The organism is Asticcacaulis sp. P2_C5, assembly GCF_056404555.1.
Window position 1 is genome coordinate 132674 of sequence record NZ_JBFUDU010000006.1, and the last position, 22477, is coordinate 155150.

19 protein-coding genes are annotated in these 22477 nt (G+C 59.5%); 4 read left to right on the top strand and 15 right to left on the bottom strand.

The genetic code is table 11. The features are described from left to right. The 7 genes from AC1DXO_RS12230 to coxB form a co-directional block, all read right to left on the bottom strand. Window positions 1-351 carry a DUF983 domain-containing protein gene (locus AC1DXO_RS12230; protein ID WP_476978430.1) on the bottom strand — a complete coding sequence of 117 codons (351 nt, stop codon included), beginning with the start codon at window positions 349-351 and terminating at the stop codon, window positions 1-3. Further along, the gene (locus tag AC1DXO_RS12235; protein ID WP_476978431.1) at window positions 348-1244 is read right to left on the bottom strand and encodes a cytochrome c oxidase subunit 3; all 897 of its coding nucleotides are present in this window, start codon (window positions 1242-1244) and stop codon (window positions 348-350) included. The genes AC1DXO_RS12230 and AC1DXO_RS12235 overlap by 4 nt, the downstream gene beginning before the upstream one ends. 125 nt (window positions 1245-1369) lie before the next feature. Beyond that, window positions 1370-1903, bottom strand: a complete 534-nt coding sequence (locus AC1DXO_RS12240; RefSeq protein ID WP_476978432.1) for a cytochrome c oxidase assembly protein — start codon at window positions 1901-1903, stop codon at window positions 1370-1372. 2 nt (window positions 1904-1905) lie between these two features. Continuing rightward, entirely contained in the window at window positions 1906-2100 is a 195-nt protein-coding gene (locus AC1DXO_RS12245) for a hypothetical protein (protein ID WP_476978433.1), read from the bottom strand. After that, window positions 2097-3125: a heme o synthase gene (locus AC1DXO_RS12250; RefSeq protein WP_476978434.1), complete on the bottom strand. Its 1029-nt coding sequence runs from the start codon at window positions 3123-3125 to the stop codon at window positions 2097-2099. The genes AC1DXO_RS12245 and AC1DXO_RS12250 overlap by 4 nt, the downstream gene beginning before the upstream one ends. Before the next feature lie 69 nt (window positions 3126-3194). Beyond that, a complete protein-coding gene (gene ctaD / locus AC1DXO_RS12255; protein WP_476978435.1) occupies window positions 3195-4901 on the bottom strand; it encodes a cytochrome c oxidase subunit I in 1707 nt (568 codons plus the stop codon). A 24-nt stretch (window positions 4902-4925) separates the two neighbouring features. After that, window positions 4926-5966 carry a cytochrome c oxidase subunit II gene (gene coxB / locus AC1DXO_RS12260; RefSeq protein ID WP_476978436.1) on the bottom strand — a complete coding sequence of 347 codons (1041 nt, stop codon included), beginning with the start codon at window positions 5964-5966 and terminating at the stop codon, window positions 4926-4928. Window positions 5967-6403: 437 nt separating this feature from the next. Between coxB and tldD the strand changes: the two genes are divergently transcribed. The 3 genes from tldD (at window position 6404) to AC1DXO_RS12275 (ending at window position 10809) form a co-directional block, all read left to right on the top strand. Continuing rightward, window positions 6404-7828: a metalloprotease TldD gene (tldD, locus tag AC1DXO_RS12265; protein ID WP_476978645.1), complete on the top strand. Its 1425-nt coding sequence runs from the start codon at window positions 6404-6406 to the stop codon at window positions 7826-7828. A 78-nt stretch (window positions 7829-7906) separates the two neighbouring features. Beyond that, window positions 7907-8500, top strand: a complete 594-nt coding sequence (locus AC1DXO_RS12270) for a DUF805 domain-containing protein (RefSeq protein WP_476978437.1) — start codon at window positions 7907-7909, stop codon at window positions 8498-8500. 251 nt (window positions 8501-8751) lie between these two features. Next, a complete protein-coding gene (locus AC1DXO_RS12275; protein ID WP_476978438.1) occupies window positions 8752-10809 on the top strand; it encodes a TonB-dependent receptor plug domain-containing protein in 2058 nt (685 codons plus the stop codon). A gap of 131 nt (window positions 10810-10940) precedes the next feature. Here AC1DXO_RS12275 and AC1DXO_RS12280 read toward each other — a convergent pair whose 3' ends face one another. The 3 genes from AC1DXO_RS12280 to AC1DXO_RS12290 form a co-directional block, all read right to left on the bottom strand. Beyond that, complete coding sequence (locus tag AC1DXO_RS12280) at window positions 10941-12827, bottom strand: peptide MFS transporter (protein ID WP_476978439.1); 1887 nt, start codon at window positions 12825-12827, stop codon at window positions 10941-10943. A 144-nt stretch (window positions 12828-12971) separates the two neighbouring features. Further along, window positions 12972-14327: a glutamate--cysteine ligase gene (locus tag AC1DXO_RS12285; RefSeq protein ID WP_476978440.1), complete on the bottom strand. Its 1356-nt coding sequence runs from the start codon at window positions 14325-14327 to the stop codon at window positions 12972-12974. Between the two features lie 95 nt (window positions 14328-14422). Continuing rightward, a complete protein-coding gene (locus AC1DXO_RS12290; protein ID WP_476978441.1) occupies window positions 14423-15172 on the bottom strand; it encodes a 16S rRNA (uracil(1498)-N(3))-methyltransferase in 750 nt (249 codons plus the stop codon). A gap of 79 nt (window positions 15173-15251) precedes the next feature. Here AC1DXO_RS12290 and AC1DXO_RS12295 point away from each other — a divergent pair, with 79 nt between their 5' ends. Further along, on the top strand, window positions 15252-15890 hold the full coding sequence (locus AC1DXO_RS12295) for a TMEM175 family protein (protein WP_476978442.1): 639 nt from the start codon (window positions 15252-15254) through the stop codon (window positions 15888-15890). 38 nt (window positions 15891-15928) lie between these two features. Here AC1DXO_RS12295 and AC1DXO_RS12300 read toward each other — a convergent pair whose 3' ends face one another. The 5 genes from AC1DXO_RS12300 to AC1DXO_RS12320 form a co-directional block, all read right to left on the bottom strand. Further along, the gene (locus tag AC1DXO_RS12300) at window positions 15929-17878 is read right to left on the bottom strand and encodes a M61 family metallopeptidase (protein WP_476978443.1); all 1950 of its coding nucleotides are present in this window, start codon (window positions 17876-17878) and stop codon (window positions 15929-15931) included. A gap of 479 nt (window positions 17879-18357) precedes the next feature. Continuing rightward, complete coding sequence (locus AC1DXO_RS12305; RefSeq protein WP_476978444.1) at window positions 18358-20295, bottom strand: M61 family metallopeptidase; 1938 nt, start codon at window positions 20293-20295, stop codon at window positions 18358-18360. A 112-nt stretch (window positions 20296-20407) separates the two neighbouring features. After that, window positions 20408-20815, bottom strand: coding sequence for a hypothetical protein (locus tag AC1DXO_RS12310; RefSeq protein ID WP_476978445.1), 408 nt, complete (start codon window positions 20813-20815; stop codon window positions 20408-20410). Between the two features lie 160 nt (window positions 20816-20975). Continuing rightward, window positions 20976-21533 carry a PH domain-containing protein gene (locus AC1DXO_RS12315; RefSeq protein ID WP_476978446.1) on the bottom strand — a complete coding sequence of 186 codons (558 nt, stop codon included), beginning with the start codon at window positions 21531-21533 and terminating at the stop codon, window positions 20976-20978. A 27-nt stretch (window positions 21534-21560) separates the two neighbouring features. Then, window positions 21561-22472 (bottom strand): pirin family protein, encoded by a 912-nt coding sequence (locus tag AC1DXO_RS12320; protein WP_476978447.1) that lies wholly within the window; start codon window positions 22470-22472, stop codon window positions 21561-21563. Window positions 22473-22477: the final 5 nt, after the last annotated feature.

The window sequence follows — 22477 nt, forward strand, 5'->3', positions numbered from 1 at the left end:
TCAGTCGCGCACCTTGTGGCGCAGTTGCGAAGCCACCATCAGCCCCTTGAGCACGGGCATCAGTATCAGGCTGACCAAACCCGCCACCGGCAGCCAAACCGCAAGCATCAGCGGAACCGGCCAGTTCCAGGCCAGAAGGCTGACCATTACGCCGCCGCAGGCGACGAAACCGGCAAGCAGAATGACAAAGACGACGGGACCGTCACCGGTATCCGCCGCCTTGAAATTCGTGCCGCACGCCTTACAGGCGTCCGCCACCTTGAGATAGCTTTTGAATAGTCCGCCCTTGCGGCATACCGGACAGCGCCCAAGCGCCGCCGCGGTGAAGTCGACCGGGATACGCGTCGTCAATGTGTGCCGCCGAAGATGACGTAAACAAAGGCGAACAGGAAAAGCCAGACCACGTCAACGAAATGCCAGTACCAGGCGGCGGCTTCGAAACCGAAGTGCTTTTGCGGTGTGAAATCGCCACCCAGCAAGCGGATCAGGCAGACAATCAGGAACAGGGTCCCGATCAGGACGTGGGCGCCGTGGAAGCCCGTTGCCATGAAGAAGGTCGAGCCGTAGAGCACCGAATTGGCGGCTTCACCATTGATGGTACCGTCGGCATTGCCGAAGAATTCATGGTGCGAGATGATGTGGGTGTATTCGATCCCCTGGACCGCGGTAAACAGCGCGCCCAGAATGATGGTCAGGACTAGGCCCCACTTGGTGCCGTTGCGATCGCCTTGCGCCAGCGCATGGTGCGCCCAGGTCACGGTCGTGCCGGAGGTCAGCAGCAGCAGCGTATTGACCAGTGGCAACTGCCACGGATCGAGGGTTTCGACGCCCTTGGGAGGCCAGGTCGACCAGGCCGAACAGACTTCCTGAATGCCGCAGGCGGCGCCGGAGCGGTGGCCATGGAACAGGGCCATTTCGAAGAACATCCAGAACCAGGCAACGAAGAACATGACTTCGGACGCGATGAACATGATCATGCCATAGCGCAGGCCGATCTGGACGACCGGGGTGTGGTCACCTGCCTTGCTTTCCTTGATGACATCACGCCACCAGAAAATCATGGTCAACAGGATACCGGTCATGCCGACGGCAAACAGCCACCATTCGCCCTTGGGCACGCCGAACAGGCCGCGCAGCCCCATGACAAGGCCCAAGCCCCAGCATACCGCCGAGATCGAGCCGAGCAGCGGCCAGGGACTGGGATTGATGATGTGATAGTCGTGTTTGACGCCGTGATGGGCCATTCTCGTTCAACTCACCTTGTAAGTACCACGCAGTGGTACGTTTTAAACCGTTCTGGCCTGGGCCGGATGTCTCCGTTTAGGCCAATTCTTTTTTAAACACAATGTACGGCCTTAGCCGTTTTGCCTTAGTTCTGCACCTTTTTTGTCTCGAAAAAGGTATAGGAAAGCGTCACATCCTGGATATTTTCCGTATCACCGTTCTTCAGCATCTCCGGGTCGAGAAAATAGACCATGGGGAAGGTCTTCGATTCTCCCGCGGCCAGGGTCTGGTCGGTGAAGCAGAAGCATTGCAGCTTGCGGAAATAGGGCCCCATAGTGTCCGGCAGGACGTTGAATGCGGCCCGACCGGTCACGGCCTGGTTCGAACGATTGGTCACCGTGAAATACATCATGGCCGTCTTGCCGACTCGCGTATCGAGATGCGGTTTTTCCGGCTTGAACAACCAGTTGACGCCATTGGTGTTGGTGTCGAAATGCACGCGGACGATCTGGCTGCTGGCTTGCAGCGGCGCCTTGTCCGCACGCCGTGTCGCGCCGCCGATGCCGGTGGCCGAACAAAAGGCGCGGTACAGGGGTACGCTGACGGCGACCAGGCCGCACATGACGGCCACAGTGGCAACCAGCCACAAAACTGTGCGTGTGTTGCGGTTCAGAGCCATGCCTAGTGGCTGGCGCTCGCCGACACGGCCGCAGCAGCCTTTTGGGCTTCATGCCGTGTGTTCTCCGCCATACGTGACATCGAGACGAAGAAGACCAGGATTACGAAAGCGGCCAGACCCAGGCCGATATACATGTTGCGCTGCTTCTGCGCCTTCAGATAGGCAGCCTTGTCGGCGGCGGTGGGGAGTTCGGTCATGACAGCCAAGCCTTAAGGGCGTGTTCGACCAGAAGGGTGGCGAACAGCGTCGTCAGATAGAGAATCGAAAAAGCGAACAGGTTACGCGCCGCAAGCGCTTCCTTCTTAACATCGTAAAGCCCTTGCTCGCCACCTTCCGGATGGTCGCCGGCCCGCGACAGAAAGACGCGCACGGCGAAATAGATAAAGGTCGCTCCTCCCAGAACGGACACGGCGGCATAGACAGGGCCGCCTGTACCGGTGGCGATGGGCAGGCAGGCGACCGGGGCCATGACCAGGCTGTAGATCAGTATCTGCAGGCGGGTCGACTTGGCGCCCTTGACCACTGGCATCATCGGAATGCCGGCATTGGCATAGTCTTCGGTCGTGTATAGCGCCAGGGCCCACGAATGCGGCGGCGTCCACAGGAAGATGATGGCGAACAATATCCAGGCTTCGAGCGGCGCGTGGCCGGTTGCCGCCGCCCAGCCAATGACCGGGGGAAAGGCGCCGGCCGCGCCGCCGATGACGATGTTCTGCGGCGTCCGGCGCTTCAGGATCATGGTATAGAAGACGACATAATAGGCGATGGTCAGGGCCAACAACCCAGCCGCCAGCCCGTCAGGGAAAGCCAGCCACATCATGAAGACCGACAGGAAGGCCAGGACGCCGCCGAAAGCCAGGGCGTCGGTTTTTGTAATCCGGCCTGCCGCCACCGGACGAAGGCGCGTACGGCGCATCAAGGCATCGGTTTCGCCTTCCAGCGCCATGTTAAGCGCACCGGCGGCACCAGCGCCGAGCGCTATGCACAGGATGGCAATGGCGGAAAGGAACAGCGACAGATGCTTGCCGCCCCACGGATCCGAAATCACAAGTCCGGTCAGAGCGGTGAAAACGACCAGCGACATAACGCGTGGTTTGAGCAGCTGGAAATAGTCGCCCGGCGTACCACGCATCGCTTTCGAAGCGTAGGCTGCCTTCACGCTGGCGTCGATTTCTTCGCGTGTCGGCGGCGTTGGCGTCAATTTGGACTTTTTGGGCTGCATAGGCGCCTTCATAACGAACGGGGGGCGAAGCGAACTTCACCCCCCGGGATTTTAAACTGGAGTCAGAGCTTAGTGGTGCTCTTCTTCTTCGTCGCGGATCTCGGGGAGTTCCGAGAACTGGTGGTAGGGCGGCGGCGAAGACAGGGTCCATTCCAGGGTAGTGGCACCTTCGCCCCACGGATTGGCCTCGCCCTTGCGGCGGACGATGAAGGCTTCGACAATCATGACAAGGAACACCAGGACACCGATTGCGGTAATGGCATAGCCGATCGACGAGATCTTGTTCCAGAATTCGAAACCGACAGGATAGTCGACTATGCGGCGCGGCATGCCCTGCTGGCCCAGAAAGTGCTGCGGGAAGAAGATCAGGTTGACGCCGACGAACATGATCCAGAAATGCGCAGATCCCAACCACTTGTTGTACTTGATGCCGTACATCTTCTCGAACCAGTAGTAATAACCGGCGAAGATCGAGAACACGGCGCCCAGAGACAACACGTAGTGGAAGTGTGCCACGACGTAATAGGTGTCTTGAAGGCTGTAATCGATCGTTGCATTGGCCAGGACCACGCCGGTGACACCGCCGACGGTGAACAGGAAGATGAAGCCGATCGCCCATTGCATCGGAACGCTGAAGCTGATCGAGCCGCCCCACATGGTGGCGATCCACGAGAACACCTTAATACCTGTCGGCACGGCGATAACCATCGTCGCCAGCAGGAAGTAGAGGCGCAGATCGAAGTTCATGCCGACCGTGTACATGTGGTGCGCCCACACGACGAAGCCGACGACGCCGATGGCCACCATGGCGTAGGCCATGGCCAGATAACCGAAGATCGGCTTCTTCGAGAAGGTCGAAACGATGTGGGAGATGATGCCAAAGCCCGGCAGGATCAGGATGTAGACTTCCGGGTGACCAAAGAACCAGAACAGGTGCTGGAACATGATCGGATCGCCGCCACCGTTCGGATCGAAGAAGGCGGTGCCGAAGTTGCGGTCAGTCAGCAGCATGGTGATGGCGCCCGCCAGTACCGGCAGGGACAGCAGCAGCAGGAAGGCGGTGACCAGAACGGACCAGGCAAACAGCGGCATGCGGTGCAGGGTCATGCCCGGGGCGCGCATGTTGAAGATGGTCGTGATGAAGTTGATGGCGCCCAGGATCGACGAGGCACCCGCCAGGTGCAGGCTGAGGATAACCAGGTCCATGGCCTGGCCGGGCGAACCGGCGTGGCTGGACATGGGCGGATACATGGTCCAGCCGCCAGCAAAGCCGTGTTGCCCATCACCGGGTCCGGACTGGGTGAAAACCGAGGTGCACAGCAGTATCCACGACGCGATGAGCAGCCAGAACGAGATGTTGTTGAGGCGCGGGAAGGCCATGTCCGGCGAGCCGATCATGATCGGCACAAACCAGTTGCCGAAGCCGCCGATCATGGCCGGCATGACCATGAAGAAAATCATGATGACGGCGTGGGCGGTGACGAACGAATTATAGGCGTGCTTGGCGTTGGCAGTGTTGCTGACGTCGAACAGGCCCAAATGGTCGAGCAACGAGCCCGGTGCAAAAACCTGCAGGCCGGGCGCGGCCAGTTCCCAGCGGATAAAGCCCGACAAGGAACCGCCGACAAGGCCCGCCATGATGGCGAACATCAGGTAGAGCGTGCCGATGTCCTTGTGGTTCGTCGTGAAAACCCAGCGGTCGAAGAAACCGGGCTTGTGGTCGTGATCGTCGCCGTGGTGGGCCGAATGATCGTGAGAGGCGGCAGCGGTGGCCATGTCGAATATCTCTCTTCTACTCAATTATTGCGCGACAGGCGCTGCGGGAGCGGCAACGGCCTTGGCCGCAGCAGGCGCGCTTGGGGCAGGTGCAGCGGCGACGGCGGGAGGGGCTTCGGCGGAGGCGGACTCAGCGGCGGCCTGCGAAGCGGCCGCAGCAGCAGTGGCTTCGGCGGAGGCCTGGGACGCCGCCTTTTCCTCAGCGGCGATCATGCTGCGCGTCTTGCCGCCAGCCTTAATGATATAGGCGTCGAATTCTGCGTCGCTAACGACCTTGATCTCGATCGGCATATAGGCGTGATCCTGACCGCACAGTTCCGAGCACTGGCCATAAAAGATGCCAGTCTTGGTGGCTTTGAACCAGGTATTGTTGAGGCGGCCGGGAACGGCGTCGATCTTGATACCGAAGGCCGGCAAGGCGAAAGCGTGGATGACGTCGGTGGCGGTGGTCTGAACGTGCACGACCTTGTTGACCGGAACGACCAGGACATTGTCGGTCGACAGCAGATAGTTGACACCGGCCTTTTTCGCCGTCTCGGGATCCTTGCCGGCAGCCGGAAGGAGACGTGATTCAATATCCGTCACCCCCAGTTCAGGATAGTCGTAGGTCCAGTACCACTGATTTCCAGTGGCCTTTACGACGACATCGGGCGTCGGCATGTCGTTCTGAAACTTCAGCAGCGATACAGAAACGACGGCGATCCAGACCAGGATGATGACGGGTCCGAGCGTCCAGATGATTTCGATCGCCGTATTGTGCGAAAATTTGGCCGGGACGGGATTGGACTTTTTGTTGTAGCGGACCATGATCCAGAGCAGCAAGCCCAGGACCAGAAGGGAGATAAGCGTAATAATGGGCAACAGGAGCCCGTCATAGAAGGATTCGACCCTGACCTTGAACTCGCTGGCCGCGGGCTGCCAGCCCATGGCGCCGTCGGTCGGCTGGCCCATCTTAAGATCTTCGGCAAAGGCCGACACCGCCAGAGCACTGCTCAACGCAAAAGTCGCCACAGCCCCAAGTGCGGCTTTGGTCAGCCCTCGCAGGAAAAGCCCATTTCGGCCCATTCGCAAACCCTCATCTTGCCGGTTGGCGCATCCGACAGGCGGCGCGCCGCAACCCTTACCCAATAGACGACATCGAGCACCATTTACCCATGATTCGCGCAGCCAAACATGGCCGGCGTTCATCTGAACCGCCCGATCAGAACGTTCCCATAATGCGTTCGCCGCCAATTGCAAAGGGCAAAAAAAGGATTCCCCGGTTTTGATAAGGGTCTTTGCGTAGAAACGTGGCCAAGCAAGGCCGGAGCCGCCTAAAGGCAAACATTACGCTGATGGGCCATGCGGTCTTTTGTCACATCCGGCGCGGCTTTTGCGTGCGGGAAATACGTTTTGCCATGGCCAAGCCGCACGCTGATGCCTACATAGGTAGTCTGTTATCTGACGAGCTTCGAGACATCATGCCCCCCTCCTCTTCCGCCGCTCCCCTTTCTTCCGCCGACATGACGCGCGCCATGCCACAGGATTGGGGTGATTTCGACATCCAGGCGGCGCAAGGCGCGCTGGAAGACGCGCTGAAGGGCGCCGACGACGGCGAAATCTTCATCGAGAAACGCGAAAGCGAATCGTTGATGTTCGATGACGGTCGTCTGAAGGCCAGCGCCTATAATGCCGACCAGGGTTTCGGCTTTCGCGTCGTCGCCGGGGAAACCATCGGCTTTGCCAACAGCGCCGAGCTATCATTGGACGCCATCATGCGGGCATCCGAAGCCGCCGTGCTGGCCAAGAAGGGCAAGGCGGTTTCGGTCGACCTCAGCCGGGACAATCCGGTCCGCTCCAACCGGTCCTATTATCAGGCCCACGATCCGATCAGTGAGATGGCCTTCGGCGACAAGATCGCCCTGCTGCAGGCCATGGACGCCTATGCCCGCCAGGCCCATGCCGGCGTCGTCCAGGTCTCCGCGTCCCTGGCCTGCGACAAGCGCGCCATCACCATCCTGCGCGGCGAAGGTCAGGTCTATCACGACTATCGCCCACTGGTGCGGCTGAATGTCAGCGTTTCGGTCGAGAAAGACGGCCATCGCGAAACGGCATCGTCGGGCGGCGGTGGACGCATTTCGTGGTTCGACATTACCCAGCCCGAAAAATGGCAGGCCCAGGTCGACGAGGCCATCCGCATGGCCCTCGTCAATCTGGACGCCGTCGCCGCACCTGCCGGCGAGATGGATATCGTCCTTGGGCCAGGCTGGCCCGGCGTGTTGCTGCACGAAGCGGTCGGTCACGGCCTGGAAGGCGATTTCAATCGCAAGGGCACATCCGCCTTTTCCGGCAAGATGGGCAAGCAGGTGGCGGCCAGGGGCGTAACCATTGTCGATGACGGCACGGTGCCTGATGCGCGCGGCTCGCTCAATATCGACGATGAAGGGACAGCGACGTCATGCACGACGCTGATCGACGACGGTATCCTGGTCGGCTACATGCACGATCGCCTGTCGGCGCGGCAGATGGGCGCCACGGCAACGGGTAACGGCCGTCGCCAATCCTATGCTCACCAGCCCCTGCCCCGCATGACCAATACCTTCATGCGCAACGGCAAGGACAAGTTGGCCGACATGATCGCCAATACGAAAAAGGGGCTGTTCGCAGTCAATTTCGGTGGCGGACAGGTCGATATCACCAATGGCAAGTTCGTCTTCCAGTGCACCGAGGCCTATCTGATCGAGGATGGCAAGGTCGGCGCGCCGGTCAAGGGCGCGACCCTGATTGGCGACGGGCCCGCGGCGATGAGCCAGGTCGACATGATCGGCGACGATTTCAAGTTCGATCCGGGCGTGGGAACCTGCGGCAAGGGCGGCCAATCCGTACCGGTCGGGATCGGCCAGCCATCCTTGCGCATTCGTGGCCTGACGGTCGGCGGGACGTCGTAACGGCTATTTTGCGCCCTTAAACCGAATATACACCCAGAGTTGGTATGCTCTTTGGGTCTGTATCGCAGGGGGCAAGGCATGTCGGGCGTATTTTTCGAAATTGTCGACTATCGGGGCCGGTTGAATCGCGGCGCCTATACGCGTTTCCTGATGTTCGGCTTCGTCGTTTACGTCGTCATGAGCATCCTGCTGATGAGCGGCACGATCGGGGCGACGCTGCATGAAGATTTCCCGAGATGGCTGTTCTCAGGCGTGCGCCGGATCGTCATGCTGGGGCTGGCAGCGGCCTGGCTGTCTGCGACGGTGCGCCGGCTGCACGATATCGGCTGGACCGGCGCCTGGGCGCTGCTGATCGTGCCGGGGTGGCTGGCCCGCCAGCTCAACCATCTGGACATCAACCCGCGCACGCGCGACGTGCTGCCCGACTTTGTGCATCCCCACATGTTCGATATCCTGCTGTTCGGCGGGGTAAGCGCGGCGGTTCTGCTGCTTTTTCTGATTTTACCCGGAACCGATGGCCCCAACCGCTTCGATGACAAATCCGTGCACAAGGGCTGGCAGCGGATGCGACTGAGTGATCCGGAAGCGCCACCCCATACGCCCGTCTTCGATTTCGGGCCGCCTCGCAAAGGGCCCGATGACGGCCCCTCCGGTTTCGGAGGGCGCCGTTGATCGCCCTGAATGCAGATCACAGATTAAATCGTCGTAATGTAGGACGCTCGTTAACCTACGAAAAATGCCGTAGGTTATTTAGGTAACATGCTGATATTAAAAAGAATATTTTTTGCGCCTGCCGCGAATTTTGGCCGTTTTTGGTTGAAATTGTTACAGGCATTTAACTTGTCAGATGTCGCGCCCCGGTTATTTCGTGGAGCCCAAGGACGGCCGCAATCAGCGTCTGTTCCGCCGGGGAATTGATTACCATGCGTCTCTACGCCACAACCGCGCTCGCCCTTGTTTTGCTATCCACGGCAGCCTTCTCCAGCCAGGCCGGCGCCCAGCCTTTGGGCGAGGATGCTGTGGTTGCAGCAGCGCCGGAGAGCGAAAGCAGCAATCGCGTCGTCACCTACAAGCCTGAATATTTTACCGAATTCCAGGTGTCGTCGGCGCTCGACATGGTGTTCCACGTTCCGGGCTTTTCATTCAATGGTGGCGACAATGTCCGCGGCTTTGCCGGCGCGGCCGGCAATGTCATCATCGATGGCCAGCGGCCGGTCAGCAAGGATAACCTGGCCGACACGCTGAACACGATTTCGTCGGCCCAGGTCGACCATGTCGAGTTGATCATCGGTGGCGCGCCCGGCGTCGATATGATGGGCCACAGACAGATCGTCAATGTCGTGCGCAAGCAGAACGGCAAGCCTAACATCAATTTCGGCGGCAATTACAAGACCTTCGCCCACGATAACAAGCCGGCCGGCTTCTTCAGCTACGCCCGCAACAAGGACGGTGTCTCGACCGACTTCCATATCGAGGCTTTCGGTTTTCATGACAATGGCGTCAATGACACCAAGCGCTGGATCTACAGACCCGATTTCAGCGATCCGACACCGGATTATATCTATATTCCGCAGATCGCCGGGGGAACGGGCCACCAGGAAAAGCTGACCCATTCGCGCCCGTTCCTGGGCGGAAAACTGTCGTTCAACGGCAATTACAACCCGATCGACTACGATATGGACGCGGCCTATATCCAGGACGGAAAGACCGCGCCCGAGCATATGGACCTGAAGGAAATCGCCAGTGAACTGGGCCTGCAGTACGAACGCAAGCTGACCAGCAAACTGACCCTGGACCTCAATCTGCTGCGCCGTCACGACCGATTGAGCATCAATGATGTCTTTACGGACGAGGCTGTCACGTCTGTCTACAAGTCGCTGTCGCTGTCGAGCGAGCATATCTTCAGCAGCAAGCTGACCTGGCAGCCAAACGACAAGCTGACTTACAAGATCGGCGCCGAAAGTGCTTTCAACAGCCGTGACAATGCGACCAGCTATACGCAGAACGACACGTCGCAGACTGTGCCTTCGGATATTGTGCGGGTCGAGGAAGAGCGCAACGAGTATTACGTTATCCGCAACTGGCAGCCGACGAAAAAGCTGAATGTCGAGGCGGGCCTGAAGGTCGAGACCTCGACCATTTCGGTCATCCAGGAAAACCGGTCCAAGTCGTTTGTCTATCCCAAGCCGACCCTGCAGGTGGTGTGGTCGCCGCGCGACAAGCTGAAGGTTAGTTGGCGGACGGAGCGTGTGGTCGGCCAGTTGAACTTCGATGATTTCGCGTCGTCGGTGTCTTTGGATACGTCGGTGGTCAAGGCCGGCAATCCCGAAGTTGTGCCGCAAAAGGAATGGCAGAACGGAATTACGCTGGATTACAGCTTCTGGGAAAAGGGTTCGGTGACCCTCGGCTACAAGCATGCCACACTGGAGGATACGCTCGATTTCAAGCCGATCGTGACCGATGATGGCGTGTTCAATGCCCGCGGCAATATCGGTGAAGGCACACGCGACGAATATACGGTCAATTTCACGCTGCCGCTCGACAAGCTGAAGATCAAGGGCGGGGAGTTGAAGATCGACTATACCCGTTTCAAGACCAGCGTCACCGACCCGGTGACCGGGGCGAAACGAGCTATTTCGAACGTCAATCCGGACGTCTATGTCATCAATTTCAGCCAGAACTTCCCGAAGATCCGGACGAGTTGGGGTATCGAAATCGACAGCCTGAACAATATGGAGCAGTTTAACGCCACCGACTATTATCGCTACAAGTCGGCGGACTGGATTGCCTTTTGGGCCGAGTACAAGACGAAGAGCAACGTCACCTTCGGGGTGGTGGTGCAAAATGCCTTCCGCCGTCGGGATCAGTATAACCGTACGGTGTGGAGCGGTCAGCGCGGGGATAGCCCGGTGCAGGAGATCCAGCACAATGTGTCGTATGGGTTGCCGTTCGTGATACTGCGGGTGAAGAAAGAGCTCTGAGACGTACGGGGCGTGGGGTCTGCGACCCCACAAACCTTACTTCCTCTTTCCTTTGCCTCCCGCCCCTTGGGGCGGAGCAAAGGAAAGAAAAAGGAAAGACTTGGGGCCTCAGGCCCCAAACCCCATAAGTATCAGTGGCTTTCCTCAAGCCCCGTGTCATTCGCTCCGCCGGCCCAGCCCTTGATCGCGAACGACAGCAGGAACATCCCGATACCCACCGCCACCGCGGTCCAGCCGATAATCCCGAACACGGTCAGCGACTTATGGAGTGCCTCGGCCGGGTCGACCACCTCGCCGCCCACCGTCAGAACCGCCGCCCTGGCCGTGATGATACCCCCGACAAACTGCGCCCATGACAGACCGGTAAACCACAGCGCCATCATGGTCGACGCAATCAAGGGCGGCGACAGCTTGGTCTGCTGCGACAGGCCGACCGGCGACAAGGCCATCTCCCCCACCGTCGTGAACAGGTAGTTCAGCACCAGGAAGATCAGCGGCAACTGGAACAGCGCATTGTGGAACGGCGACGCCCAGACCAGGATCAGAAAACCGATACCCGTGGCGGCAATAGCGACCGAGAACTTCTTCACCGGATCCGGATCGGCATTGCGCCGACCCAGAAAGGTGAACAGGGCCGCGAAAATCGGCGCCAGGATGAGGATAAAGCCCGTATTGATCGTCTGGGTCTGGGCCGCGGTCAGGCCTATATCGATCCAGACGTAGTTCGCCGGCAACATCGTCATGGCTGCCAGTTGTTCACGTGACGCCACCAGGAAGGTCTGGCCGAACAGAGTGAAGGTTGACGCGGCCTCGGACAGGTTGAGATTGACATTGCGGTCGGCAAACAGGCTGAGCGCCGAACCCGCCAGTTCTTCCAGCGCGAAGAAGACGATCGACGACACACTGAGGATCAGGGCCAGGGCAATGCGGAAATTCTCGACCCGGGTAAAGCGCTTGACCATGTTGTAGACGATGTAGCCGAGCATGGACACCGTCGCCGCGGCCAAAACCAGGAAGACGATATCGTTGCGCTGGACCAGGAAGTAGACGACCGGAATACCCAGCAGACCGCCGAGATAGATCAGGTGTTCTTTGGTGATAAAGGACGCGATCTTCGTCTTCAGGCCTGCCGCGTCGGGGGCCTCGCCCTTCCCCATCAGCCATGGCTTGCCGATGAGGAAGCCGATCAGGCCGGCCGCCATGCCTATGCCGGCGGCGCCGAAGCCAGCCCACCAACCGACGGTTTCACCGAGATAACCGCAGATGACCGCCGCCCAGAACGAACCGAGATTGATGCCGAAATAGTAGAGCTGGAAACCCGAATCACGCCGCGGATCGCGGTCCTTGTACAATTGGCCAACGATCGTCGAGATGTTCGGCTTCAGGAAGCCTACGCCCATGATGATCAGCGAAATCGACAGGTAAAAAGCCTTTTCCGCCCACGGTGTCACCTTCTTGACGCCTTCGGTGAAGCTGGACGGCGCCAGGACGGCCGGCAGCGGCGCCCCCTGCGGCAGACCGGCTATGGCGCGGCCACCGTCCGGCGTGCGTGTAACCTCATAAAAGGCGTCACCCACCTTGAGCTTTGGCAGGGTGGCGGCCTTGCCACTCGACAGAGCGTATTCGTAGGTCTGGCCCTGATAGATCAGCGTCTGGTGGTTGGGTTGACCTTCGAACGCCATGCCAAGATGGCCGAAGACCAGCAGCAGGCCGCCGAAGATGACGGCGCGACGCGTCCCTAGGAACCGGTCGGCGATCAGACCACCGATCATCGGCACCAGATAGATCAGAGTCGCATAGGAGGCGTATTGCTGACTGGCGTGCGTGTCGGTGAACAGGAACTGCTTGGTCAGGTAATAGAGCAGCAGGCCGCGCATGCCGTAATAGGAAAAGCGTTCCCACATCTCGGTGAAGAAGCAGACGACCAGCCCCTTGGGGTGGTTGCGCATCTGCAGGGCGACCGGGATTCCGGTAAGAATGGTGACCAGGATTCCGGCGCCGATGACGAGGTTCAGCATAGATTATCTCGCAAAGAGGATTGGGTCTGATGCCCTTTGCGGCCGACTTGATCAGGTATTTACAAGTTTGGCAAGCTCGCGAAACTGAACCGCGTTATCGCGCACAGCCCATACTTCCATTATTCCGGAATGCAGGATGTTGGTTCAATAGGCCTCTTCGCCGTACAGCTTGCGGATATCGCCCTGCCACGGGCCATGATATTTTTCGAGCAGACGATCGGCCGGCGTCAATCCGCTATCCGCGATCTCGAACAGTTCACCCAAATAGCCGGTTTCGTCGACCAGACCGCCCGACAACCGCTCACGGCGGCGCAGGCCATCCCTGGCGATGTCCAGCACGTCCATGGCCAAATCCTTGACCGGACGGCCGGCGATCTCACCCTTCAGGCCCGATATAGCGGCCTTGGAGCGGAAAGCGCGGCGATCGTCGTTACTCCAGCCCTTGACCAGGTCCCAGGCGGCATCCAGCGACGTCTGATCGTACAGCAGACCGGCCCACAGCGCCGGCAAGGCGCACAGGCGGCTCCACGGGCCGGCGTCGGCGCCGCGCATTTCGAGATATTTCTTCAGGCGGACTTCGGGGAACAGCGTCGTCAGGTGATCCGCCCAGTCGTCCATGGTCGGGCGATGCCCGGGGAAGGCTGCCAGTTCGCCCTTCATATAGGCTTTGAAGTCCTGACCCGACGCGTCGATATAACTGTCTCGGTGGACAAAATACATCGGCACATCCAGGGCGTAACGGGCATAGCGTTCATAGCCGAAACCGTCTTCGAAGACGAAATCGAGCATGCCGGTACGGTCTGGATCGGTGTCGGTCCATACATTGGCGCGCGCCGACAGGAAACCGTTGGGCTTGCCTTCGGTGAACGGCGAATTGGCGAACAGCGCCGTTGCCAGGGGCTGCAGCGCCAGCGAGACACGAAACTTTTCCACCATATCGGCTTCGGAACTGTAGTCGAGATTGGCCTGCACCGTGCAGGTGCGCAGCATCATGTCGAGACCGAGATTGCCCTTTTTCGGCATGTAGGATCGCATGATCTTATAGCGGCCCTTGGGCATGACCGGGACCTCTTCGCGCGCCCACTGTGGGTCGAAACCGAGCCCCATAAAGCCAAGTCCCAGCTCGGACGCCACGGTGCGAACCTCTTCCAGGTGCTGGCCGGTCTCGTCGCAGATGTCGTGGATGGTCTCCAGCGGTGCACCCGACAATTCGAACTGGCCACCCGGCTCCAGCGAGACCGATGCCCCATTGCGCAAGAGGGCGATCAACTTGTCGCCTTCGTAGGACCCTTCCCAGCCAAAGCGCATCAAGCCTTTCAGCATGGCTTCGATACCGTCAGGGCCGTCATAGGCCGGCCGGCGCAAGGTGCCGATATGAAAGGCGAATTTCTCGTGTTCAGCGCCTATGCGCCAGCGTTCCTTCGGTTTTTCACCGGCGACAAAATAGCTGACCAATTCATCGAAGGTACGTACAGGCTCGACTTCACCATTATACGCCATGCCGCCAGCCCTCTTAATCCGTTGAATCGCGGCCTATATGGGCTGCCGCCTCAGGACTGACAAGTGAGTTCTGTTGAAACAGTTTTTCTAATGCGTTAGCGCCAGTCGCCGCGCGCCGCCTGATAAAGGGTGAGCGCGCTGATCGCCGCCGTGTCGGCGCGCAGGATACGCGGACCGAGATTGACCGGAATGCACCTCGGCAGGCCACGCAGCGCCGCGCGTTCACCGTCGTCGAAACCGCCTTCGGGTCCGATCAGGATCACCGTGTCGCCATAGTCGGACAGATCGAGCAAGACGGAGAGCATGGATAGCGTTGCGCGCGCGCCAGTTTCATGGGTCGAGTCCTCGTCACCAAAGAACAAGGTGTCGAAGCCGCCGGCCGCCAGGAAGGCGTCAAGTTTAACAGGCGTGCCTATGGTGGGCACATCGAGGCGCTCGGTCTGCTCGGCGGCCTCTTTCGCAATGGAAACAAGACGTTCAACATTTGTATGACCGGCATTTGTGCGCCGCGTTGTGAGCAGTTGAATATGTTTTACGCCGAGCTCCGTGGCTTTTTCGACGATATATTCGAGCGCGGTACGCTTGACCAGGGCGACGGCCAGTATTGGCCCCTGACCTTCGCCTTGGGGGCGAGTCTGGACGATCAATTCCAGGCGCACGGTCTTCTTGCCGATGTCGGCCAGGCGCGCCAACCATTCACCGTCACGGCCGTTGAACAGCGCGACCTCGTCGCCGACACGCAGGCGCATGACCTGGGTCAGATAACGTCCCTGGTCGGGGTTCAGCATGACGCCCAACCCTTCACAGAAAGGTGGCGTTGTTTCAGCGATAAACAGTCGGATCATGGGCCGCATTTACCTCTCGATGCCTTGACAGTCAAACGCAGTTCGGGCTGTCTCGCAGGTGCAACCCAAGAGGATTTCGATGAAACAGCACGACACGCCGGAAAAAAACTACGATCTGGAACGCCTGATCTTTTTTTCGGACGGCGTTTTCGCCATCGCCATCACCTTGCTGGCGATTGAACTGCATGCGCCGGAGGATTGGAACGGTCACTTCGATACCCTCATCGGCGCCTTGGCCGCCAAGCTGATCTTCTATTTCATCAGCTTTGTAGCCATCGGCCTGTACTGGATGGCGCATCGCTTCGTGTTCCGTTACGTCCAGCGCTTCAACGAATTCGCCGCCTTCCTGAACATAATCTTCCTCTGCCTGATCTGCCTGACGCCATTCGTCAACGGCCTGACCGGCGAGCGTGGACTGACCATGCCTGTCTTCACCCTCTATTTCGGCCTCATGGCCGGCCTGTCGGTCATGCTGGGTCTGATGTGGGGCTATATATCCCTGGTCGGAAATCTGACCGATCCACGCATGACCGCGGCGTTCAAGTGGATATCGCTGCTGCGCATGTGCTTTACGCCGCTGATTATCGGCGGCGGCAGCATGTGGGTCGGGCTGCAATGGGGGATACTGCCGTCCATCGCTTTTGTGGTTTTGGGCGGCCTGTTATCCAGCCGCATCCGCCTCAAGCCTTTCTCTGAAAAAGCCGGTGACGCCGAGTAACCCTCAATACTTGAATCGTGGTTAATCCACACTCAGCTTCATTTGCGCGCGGCGAGAATATCGCCCCACATATCCGGTGTATTTTCAATACGTTCCAGCTTCGGATAGCGCAGTCCGCCATGGTAATCAATCTTGACGATCTTGTAGCGATCGTCGGCTTTTATCCACAGCTCGACCGGCGCCGTATTGCCGGGTTTTGCCGCTGCCTTCAGGACCTCTTTCAGCTTGTCGGCATCGAATTCAACGCCGTTCACGGCGACGATTTTCATGCCTGAGGTCAGGCCGGCATTGTAGGCCCGCCCTTCCCATTCGACGCTGACCAGATTGCCGTCCTTGCCGACGCGGAAGCCCAGGCTGTAGGTGAAATCGGTATATTTGCGGTAGGCTTCGCGCGCCTTGAAATAGTCGGTCGGCGTGTCGCCATAGACCAGCTTATAGCCGGCGCGGGTAATGCCGTCGAACGGCGCCTGCTTGCCATGATCGTTGAGACGTGCGGTCAGGAAGGCCGCCCAGTCATAAGAATAGACGTCGTTCAGCGCCTTGACCACGTCTTCAAAGCTGTAGGTCACGGTCCCCCAGGCACCGTCATGGACGCCGAAGAAGGCACGGGCGAAGTCGTCGAGCGACTTCCTGCCCTTGGTCTTCTCGCGGATCAGGGTGTCGGCGTCGAGCCAGATGAACATACCCTGGTCATAATATTCCTCGCTGGCCTGCCAATTGGGCCAGGACTGCGCCTGACGCGCCGCCAGGATCGGGTCATTGGTCGTGTCCTGCAGGTCGCGCCACTGCCGAGCCTTCAGCGTGTCGTAATAGCCGGCCAATTGCGCGAGATGGCCGAGATACTGGTCCTTGCTGAACAGGCCTGACCGCGCGGCCAGGACATTGCCCCAGTATTCCGTCTGGCCTTCATAGACCCAAAGCAAGCTGTCGCGCATCGGCTGCTGGTAGTCGGGCGTCCACAGGTCGTTGGGGCGACGGAACTTGCCGTTCCATGAATGGGTGAATTCATGGGCCAGCAGGTCACGACCGACGAACTTTTCCTTCCAGTTGGTGAAATATTCCGTCTCGACGCTGTTTTCCGAACTGCGATGGTGCTCCAGCCCGATATCACCGAGCTTCTCCGAGGCGGCGATCAGAAAGTCATAGTGGTCGTAATGATGACTGCCGAACAGTTTGTACGCCTGTTGGACCAATTGACGATGGATGGCCACGACATCGTCCGGAATGGCCAGGGACGATTCCTCGTCGGCAACGACGTCCATAAACACCGGCGCCTTGGCGCCCGGGTCGAGATCGACGCGCTTGAAATAACGGCCGGCAAAGACCGGCGAATCGATCAGGGTTTCATAGCTGACCGGTTTGAAGGTGATGCTGTTATCCGCCGAGGTCATATCCGCGTCGAGACCGCTGCCCTGCTGCCAGCCTGTCGGCAGTTTCAGCGTCGCCACCACCGGAATACGGCTGACATAATAGCCCGCCGGATACAGCGAGGCGAAGTCCCATTGCACATTGACGATGTCGGGCGTCATGACGATGCGGCCGATATCTTCGCTGACCGGCGCCAGATACTGGAAATCAACGGTAACGGTCTTGCTGCCTTCGGGAACATTGAGATGAAAGGCGCTCATCTCGACGGGATCGCGCAGCCAGTTCAGCGGTTGGCCATCGGCGGTGAAGACAAAGCCCGCCATCTTGGCCATTTCGCCGTCCGGCTCATGGTCGCCGGGCAGCCATTTCGGCACCAGAAGCGTCAACGGGCCTACGCTTGAAACGGGAATGACTTCGTGGACGCGAACCAGGCGATGCTCGAGGTCGGTGACATCGACATGGACCTGCAGGGTGCCCGGATAGTCGATGTCCTGCGCCACCGGCAGCGCCGGCGTGGCTAGCGCTGCGGCAGGCGGCGGCACGGTCTGGGCCAGGACAGGCGCCGCCATTAAGGCCAGGGTCAAGACACTGGTAGAAAGCGTCAGGGTGCGTTTGAACATGACCGGGTCTCCGGGTGATACTGAATAACAGTACGCACCCAAGACCAGAACGGCCGCGCTGTAAATCTCAAAACGGTTACAAACGCGACCGGTTGGATTAAGGATTCGTAATCTTTGTCTCACGTCCACAGGGATTGGTTTTGCAGCGCCGAAGGAGCCCTTGTTTCTCTATCAACGCTCTTTGCCAGCCCACAAAAGGCAGTCCTCCACCGCTTGCGGGGGAGGTGACGCGAAGCGTCGGAGGGGGGACGTTAAGCCGTTGGTCTCGTCCCAACCAGTGCCGACGCTGCGTGATCCAAGATTAGAGCAACCGCTTACTGGGTTTGGTTTTAAAAGCAGCCCCCTCCGCCGCCTACGGCGGCACCTCCCCCGCAAGCGGTGGAGGACTGGCTCTATTTGGACTAAATACTCAATAGGATGCGTGCGTCCATTGCACAGCAAGCGGGTGAGCAGGACAAGGCAAGGCCTCCCGTCTCAAACTATTTCTCCGCCAGGATGTCATCCAGCAGGGCCGGCTTGCCGTCGATCTTTTCGAGCTTCGGGAAGCGCAAACCGTCGTGATAGTCGATCGCCACCGTGCGGTAATTATCGTCGATCTTGACCAGCAACTGAATCGGGTCCGGGCTGGTCTTGGCCGCCGTAATGGCCGACTTCAGGATATCGAGATCGAAAGCCTTGCCATTGACCGCGACCAGAGTTGCCCCCGGTGCCAGCCCTGCCTTGAAGGCCGGGCTGTCCCATTGCACGGCGGCCAGCGTGTTGTCCTTATTGTTGATCGTAATTCCGATCGAATAGGTGAAGCCCGTGGTCTTGCGCAGGCCTTCAAGATTTTTGGCATAGTCGGTCGGCGTATCTCCATAGACCAGCTTGTAGCCGCCGCGGGTCAGGCCATCCAGCGGTGCGCCGGCGTGGCCATGCAGGCGGTCATTGAGGAAGGTCGCCCAATCGTAGGGATAGACGCCATTCAGCGTCTTGACGACATCGTCAAAGCTGTAGGTGACCGTCGACCACTGGCCGTTGTCGATGCCGAAAAAGGCGCGGGCGAAATCATCGAGCGACTTCTTGCCCTTGGTCTTCTCACGGATCAGCGTGTCAGCATCGAGCCAGATCAGATAGCCTTCGGTATAGTATTCCTCGCTGCGCTGCCAGGAGCGCCAGGTTTGCGGTGTGCGCGCTGTCATGGCGGGATCGTTGGTCGTGTCTTCGAGATCGCGCCATTCACGCCCCGGCAGTTCGTCGATGCCGGCGGCCATCATGGCCAGGTACTGCAGTTCCTGGTCGCGCGTGTAGAGACCCGATCGCGCCGCCAGGACATGGCCCCAGTATTGCGTCTGACCTTCATAGACCCAAAGCAGGCTGCCGCGCATCGGCACCTGATAGTTGGGCGTCCACAGGTCGTTGGGGCGGCGGAACTTGCCGTTCCACGAGTGGGTAAATTCGTGGCTCAGCACGTCGCGCCCGACATACTGGCCCTTCCAGTCGGTCAGCCACTTGGGCTCCATGCCGATTTCGGTCGAGCGCTGGTGCTCGAGACCGATATCGCTCAGCCAGTCGCTGGCCGAGACCAGAAAGTCGTAATGGTCGTAGTGGTGCGCACCGTACAGCTTGTAGGCCTGGGCGACCATCTTCTTGTGGATAGCGATGATCTCGTCGCTGGCCACGATCTGATCAGGCTTGTCGGCCATGACGTTGAGCCGCACGGGCGCGCCGCCGTCCGGCGTGATGTCATAGGTCTTGAAATAGCGCCCGGCATTGAGCGGCGAATCGATGAAGGTTTCGTAGTCCGTCGCCTTGAACACCACCGTGTCGCCATTCTTGCTGTCGGTATCCAGCGCCGTGGCGTAACCCCAACCCGACGGCAAGGTAATCTGCGCCTGGACCGGAATGCGCGAGGCGTAATAACCGGCGGGATACAGCGAAGCGAATTCCCACTGCATGTCGATCATGTCGTGAGTGACGACGACACGGGCGGCCGTGGTCGCGGCCATCGGCGCCAGGTACTGGAACTGGACATCCAGCGCCTGCACGCCTGCGGGGACGTCGATATGGAAGGCGTTGAGATCGACCGGATCGCGCATCCAGGTCAGGGGCTTGCCGCCGGCGGTGACATGCAGGTCGGCGATGCGCTGGATATTTCCGTTCTGGGCGTGGTGTTTGCCGGGCAGCCACTTGGGCAGCATCAGGACCAGGTCACCGGCCTTCGCCACCGGTACAGTTTCCTTGATATTGATGATGCGGCGGTCGAGATCGGTGGCGTCAACAGCCACGGTCAGGGTTCCGGGATAGGCGATATTCTGCGGTTCGGCGATCGGCGGGGTCGGCGCGGCCGCGACAGGTTCGGCCAGCACGGCCGTCGTGGCGCCCAATGCTGTCATCAGCGCCGCAACGCTGGCCCACGCGATCATTCGCATCTTCATGCCCAATACCCTTTTACAATGCCAAGATCTGAACCAAGCGCAGATGGTTGCGTTTGTAAAGATGTGGCGCATTACGATTCCGTAATGAAAGCATGTGGGGCGGGACCAGAGTCTAAGACACCGCGCCGATAAGGAACAGAAATACGACGCCCAACAGGGGCACAAGGCATAGCAAAACTGACGCTGTGGTTCCGACCCAGAACATCAGCTTGCGATAGGGCCGCGTGATGCTGGTCTCACCGCCCGTCCACAGAATTTCGCTGGCCCAGCCGATCGTGTAACCCAGATTGGCCATGACAAAAAACACGACCGCCATGGTCACAACCGCCAGGGCCGGGCGCGTTAACATCTGTTCTAACGTTGTTTTTCCGAGCCATAACAGGCTCAGTCCGACCGACAGGGCAAAGACCGGCATGACGATCAGGTTATAGAGCAGACGTCGCACCTCCCACCAGCCAATGCAATCATGGGCCGACGGCAGGGTCAGGGCATGGGTGAATCGTTTGATACGCGCGCGCATAGCGTCATTTAGAGCAAAATGACTTTAGATAGAAACGTCATTTTGCTCTAATTCTTTGCTTGGTCGCGCAATTTATCCGAAAAGTGGTGTCCACCGCACGGGCGGCCCCGTTTATCGGATTGCGCTCGTGTCAATTGCAAAGCCGGCTGCAACGCACAGTTCACTTGTGATAGGCGGCGATAATGGTCTTCAGCACCGGCAGGTATTGCTCGCGCAGTTCCAGGGTGGGTGCGCTGAGCGTAAAGGTGAGATAGTAGCGGGCGCCGCCATCGGGATCGACTTCTTCGCCATAGGCCGTGATATCCCAGTTCCCGCGTTTGCCGGGAACGTAGGCAATGCTGTGCAGAACCTGGCCGTCCTGGGTCGTAAAATCCGGACCAGCCTGTGCGGTCATACCCGGAGGTGCCGTTCGCAGGATATAGGCGCGGTCATCGGCAATCAGTCCTTCTATCGTGTCGGCCTGCTGGTCCGCCGGCAGAGCGCCGGCATAGATGGCCGTATTGGCCGGACCGCTGAGCGGATAGATAAAATTGACATTGTTGGCGTTGCTGAACTGCGCGTCGAACGCCCAGCCGTCAGGAATAAGGATTTTCGGCCAGACATGCAGGCAAATAGCGCCGCAGTCCATGGTTGCGGTCTTGGCGAGTTCGGCATTGGCCGGCCCAGCGCCCAAGCCAACCGCTATAAGAGCGGCCACGGTAAAAATAGCAGATTTCACGCCCATCCCCCTTGATGCCTGCCGAGACTATTCCGGCAGCGGTATAAATTCAAGCTCGTCGCCCGGCACCGTCGGAAACCGGCCCGCTTTCCAGTCCGCCTTCGCCTGCTCGATCCGCTCCGGGCGCGATGAGACGAAGTTCCAGTAGATATGGCGATCGCTTAGGGTCTCGCCGCCGACAATGACGAGATGCGCGCCGGCAATCGCATCGACCCACACCGGCTTGCCCGGAGTCAGCACCGCCATCTCATACTGGCGCAGGCGCAGACCTTCGATGCCGACTTCGCCCGAACAGACATAGATGGCGCGCTCGGCCACGCCCATCGGCACCTGAAGCGTGCGGCCGATCAACAGCTTCGCCTCGACATACAGGGTCTCGGCATAGGTCTTGACGGGCGATCTTAGCCCAAACGCCGCGCCCATCATGACGCGCACAGACACGCCATCGCTGTCGAAAGACGGAATATCGGCCGCGTCGTAATGGAAAAACGCCGGATCGATCTCTTCGTCGGCCTCGGGCAGGGCCAGCCAAAGCTGCAGGCCGTCCAGCCTGCGGGTCACGTCCAGCGCCGAATCTTCCTCGCGTTCGGAATGGACAATGCCCTTGCCCGCCACCATCAGGTTTATGTCGCCCGGCGCGATGACCGAACGCGTGCCCAGCGAGTCGCGATGCAGGATATGGCCGTCGAACAGATAGGTGACAGTCGCCAGATTGATATGCGGATGCGGGCGGACATTTACCCCCAGGCCCGGCGCGAATTCGGCCGGCCCCATATGATCGAAGAATATCCACGGCCCGACCATGCGGTGTTTGGCGAACGGCAGGACACGGCGCACCGTGAAGCCGCCGAGATCCTTTTCGCGCGCCGGAATGACCAGGCTAACGCAGGCCGGCAGGTCGCTTTGGGCGGGTAGAATGGTATCGGTGTCTTCACTCATAAATC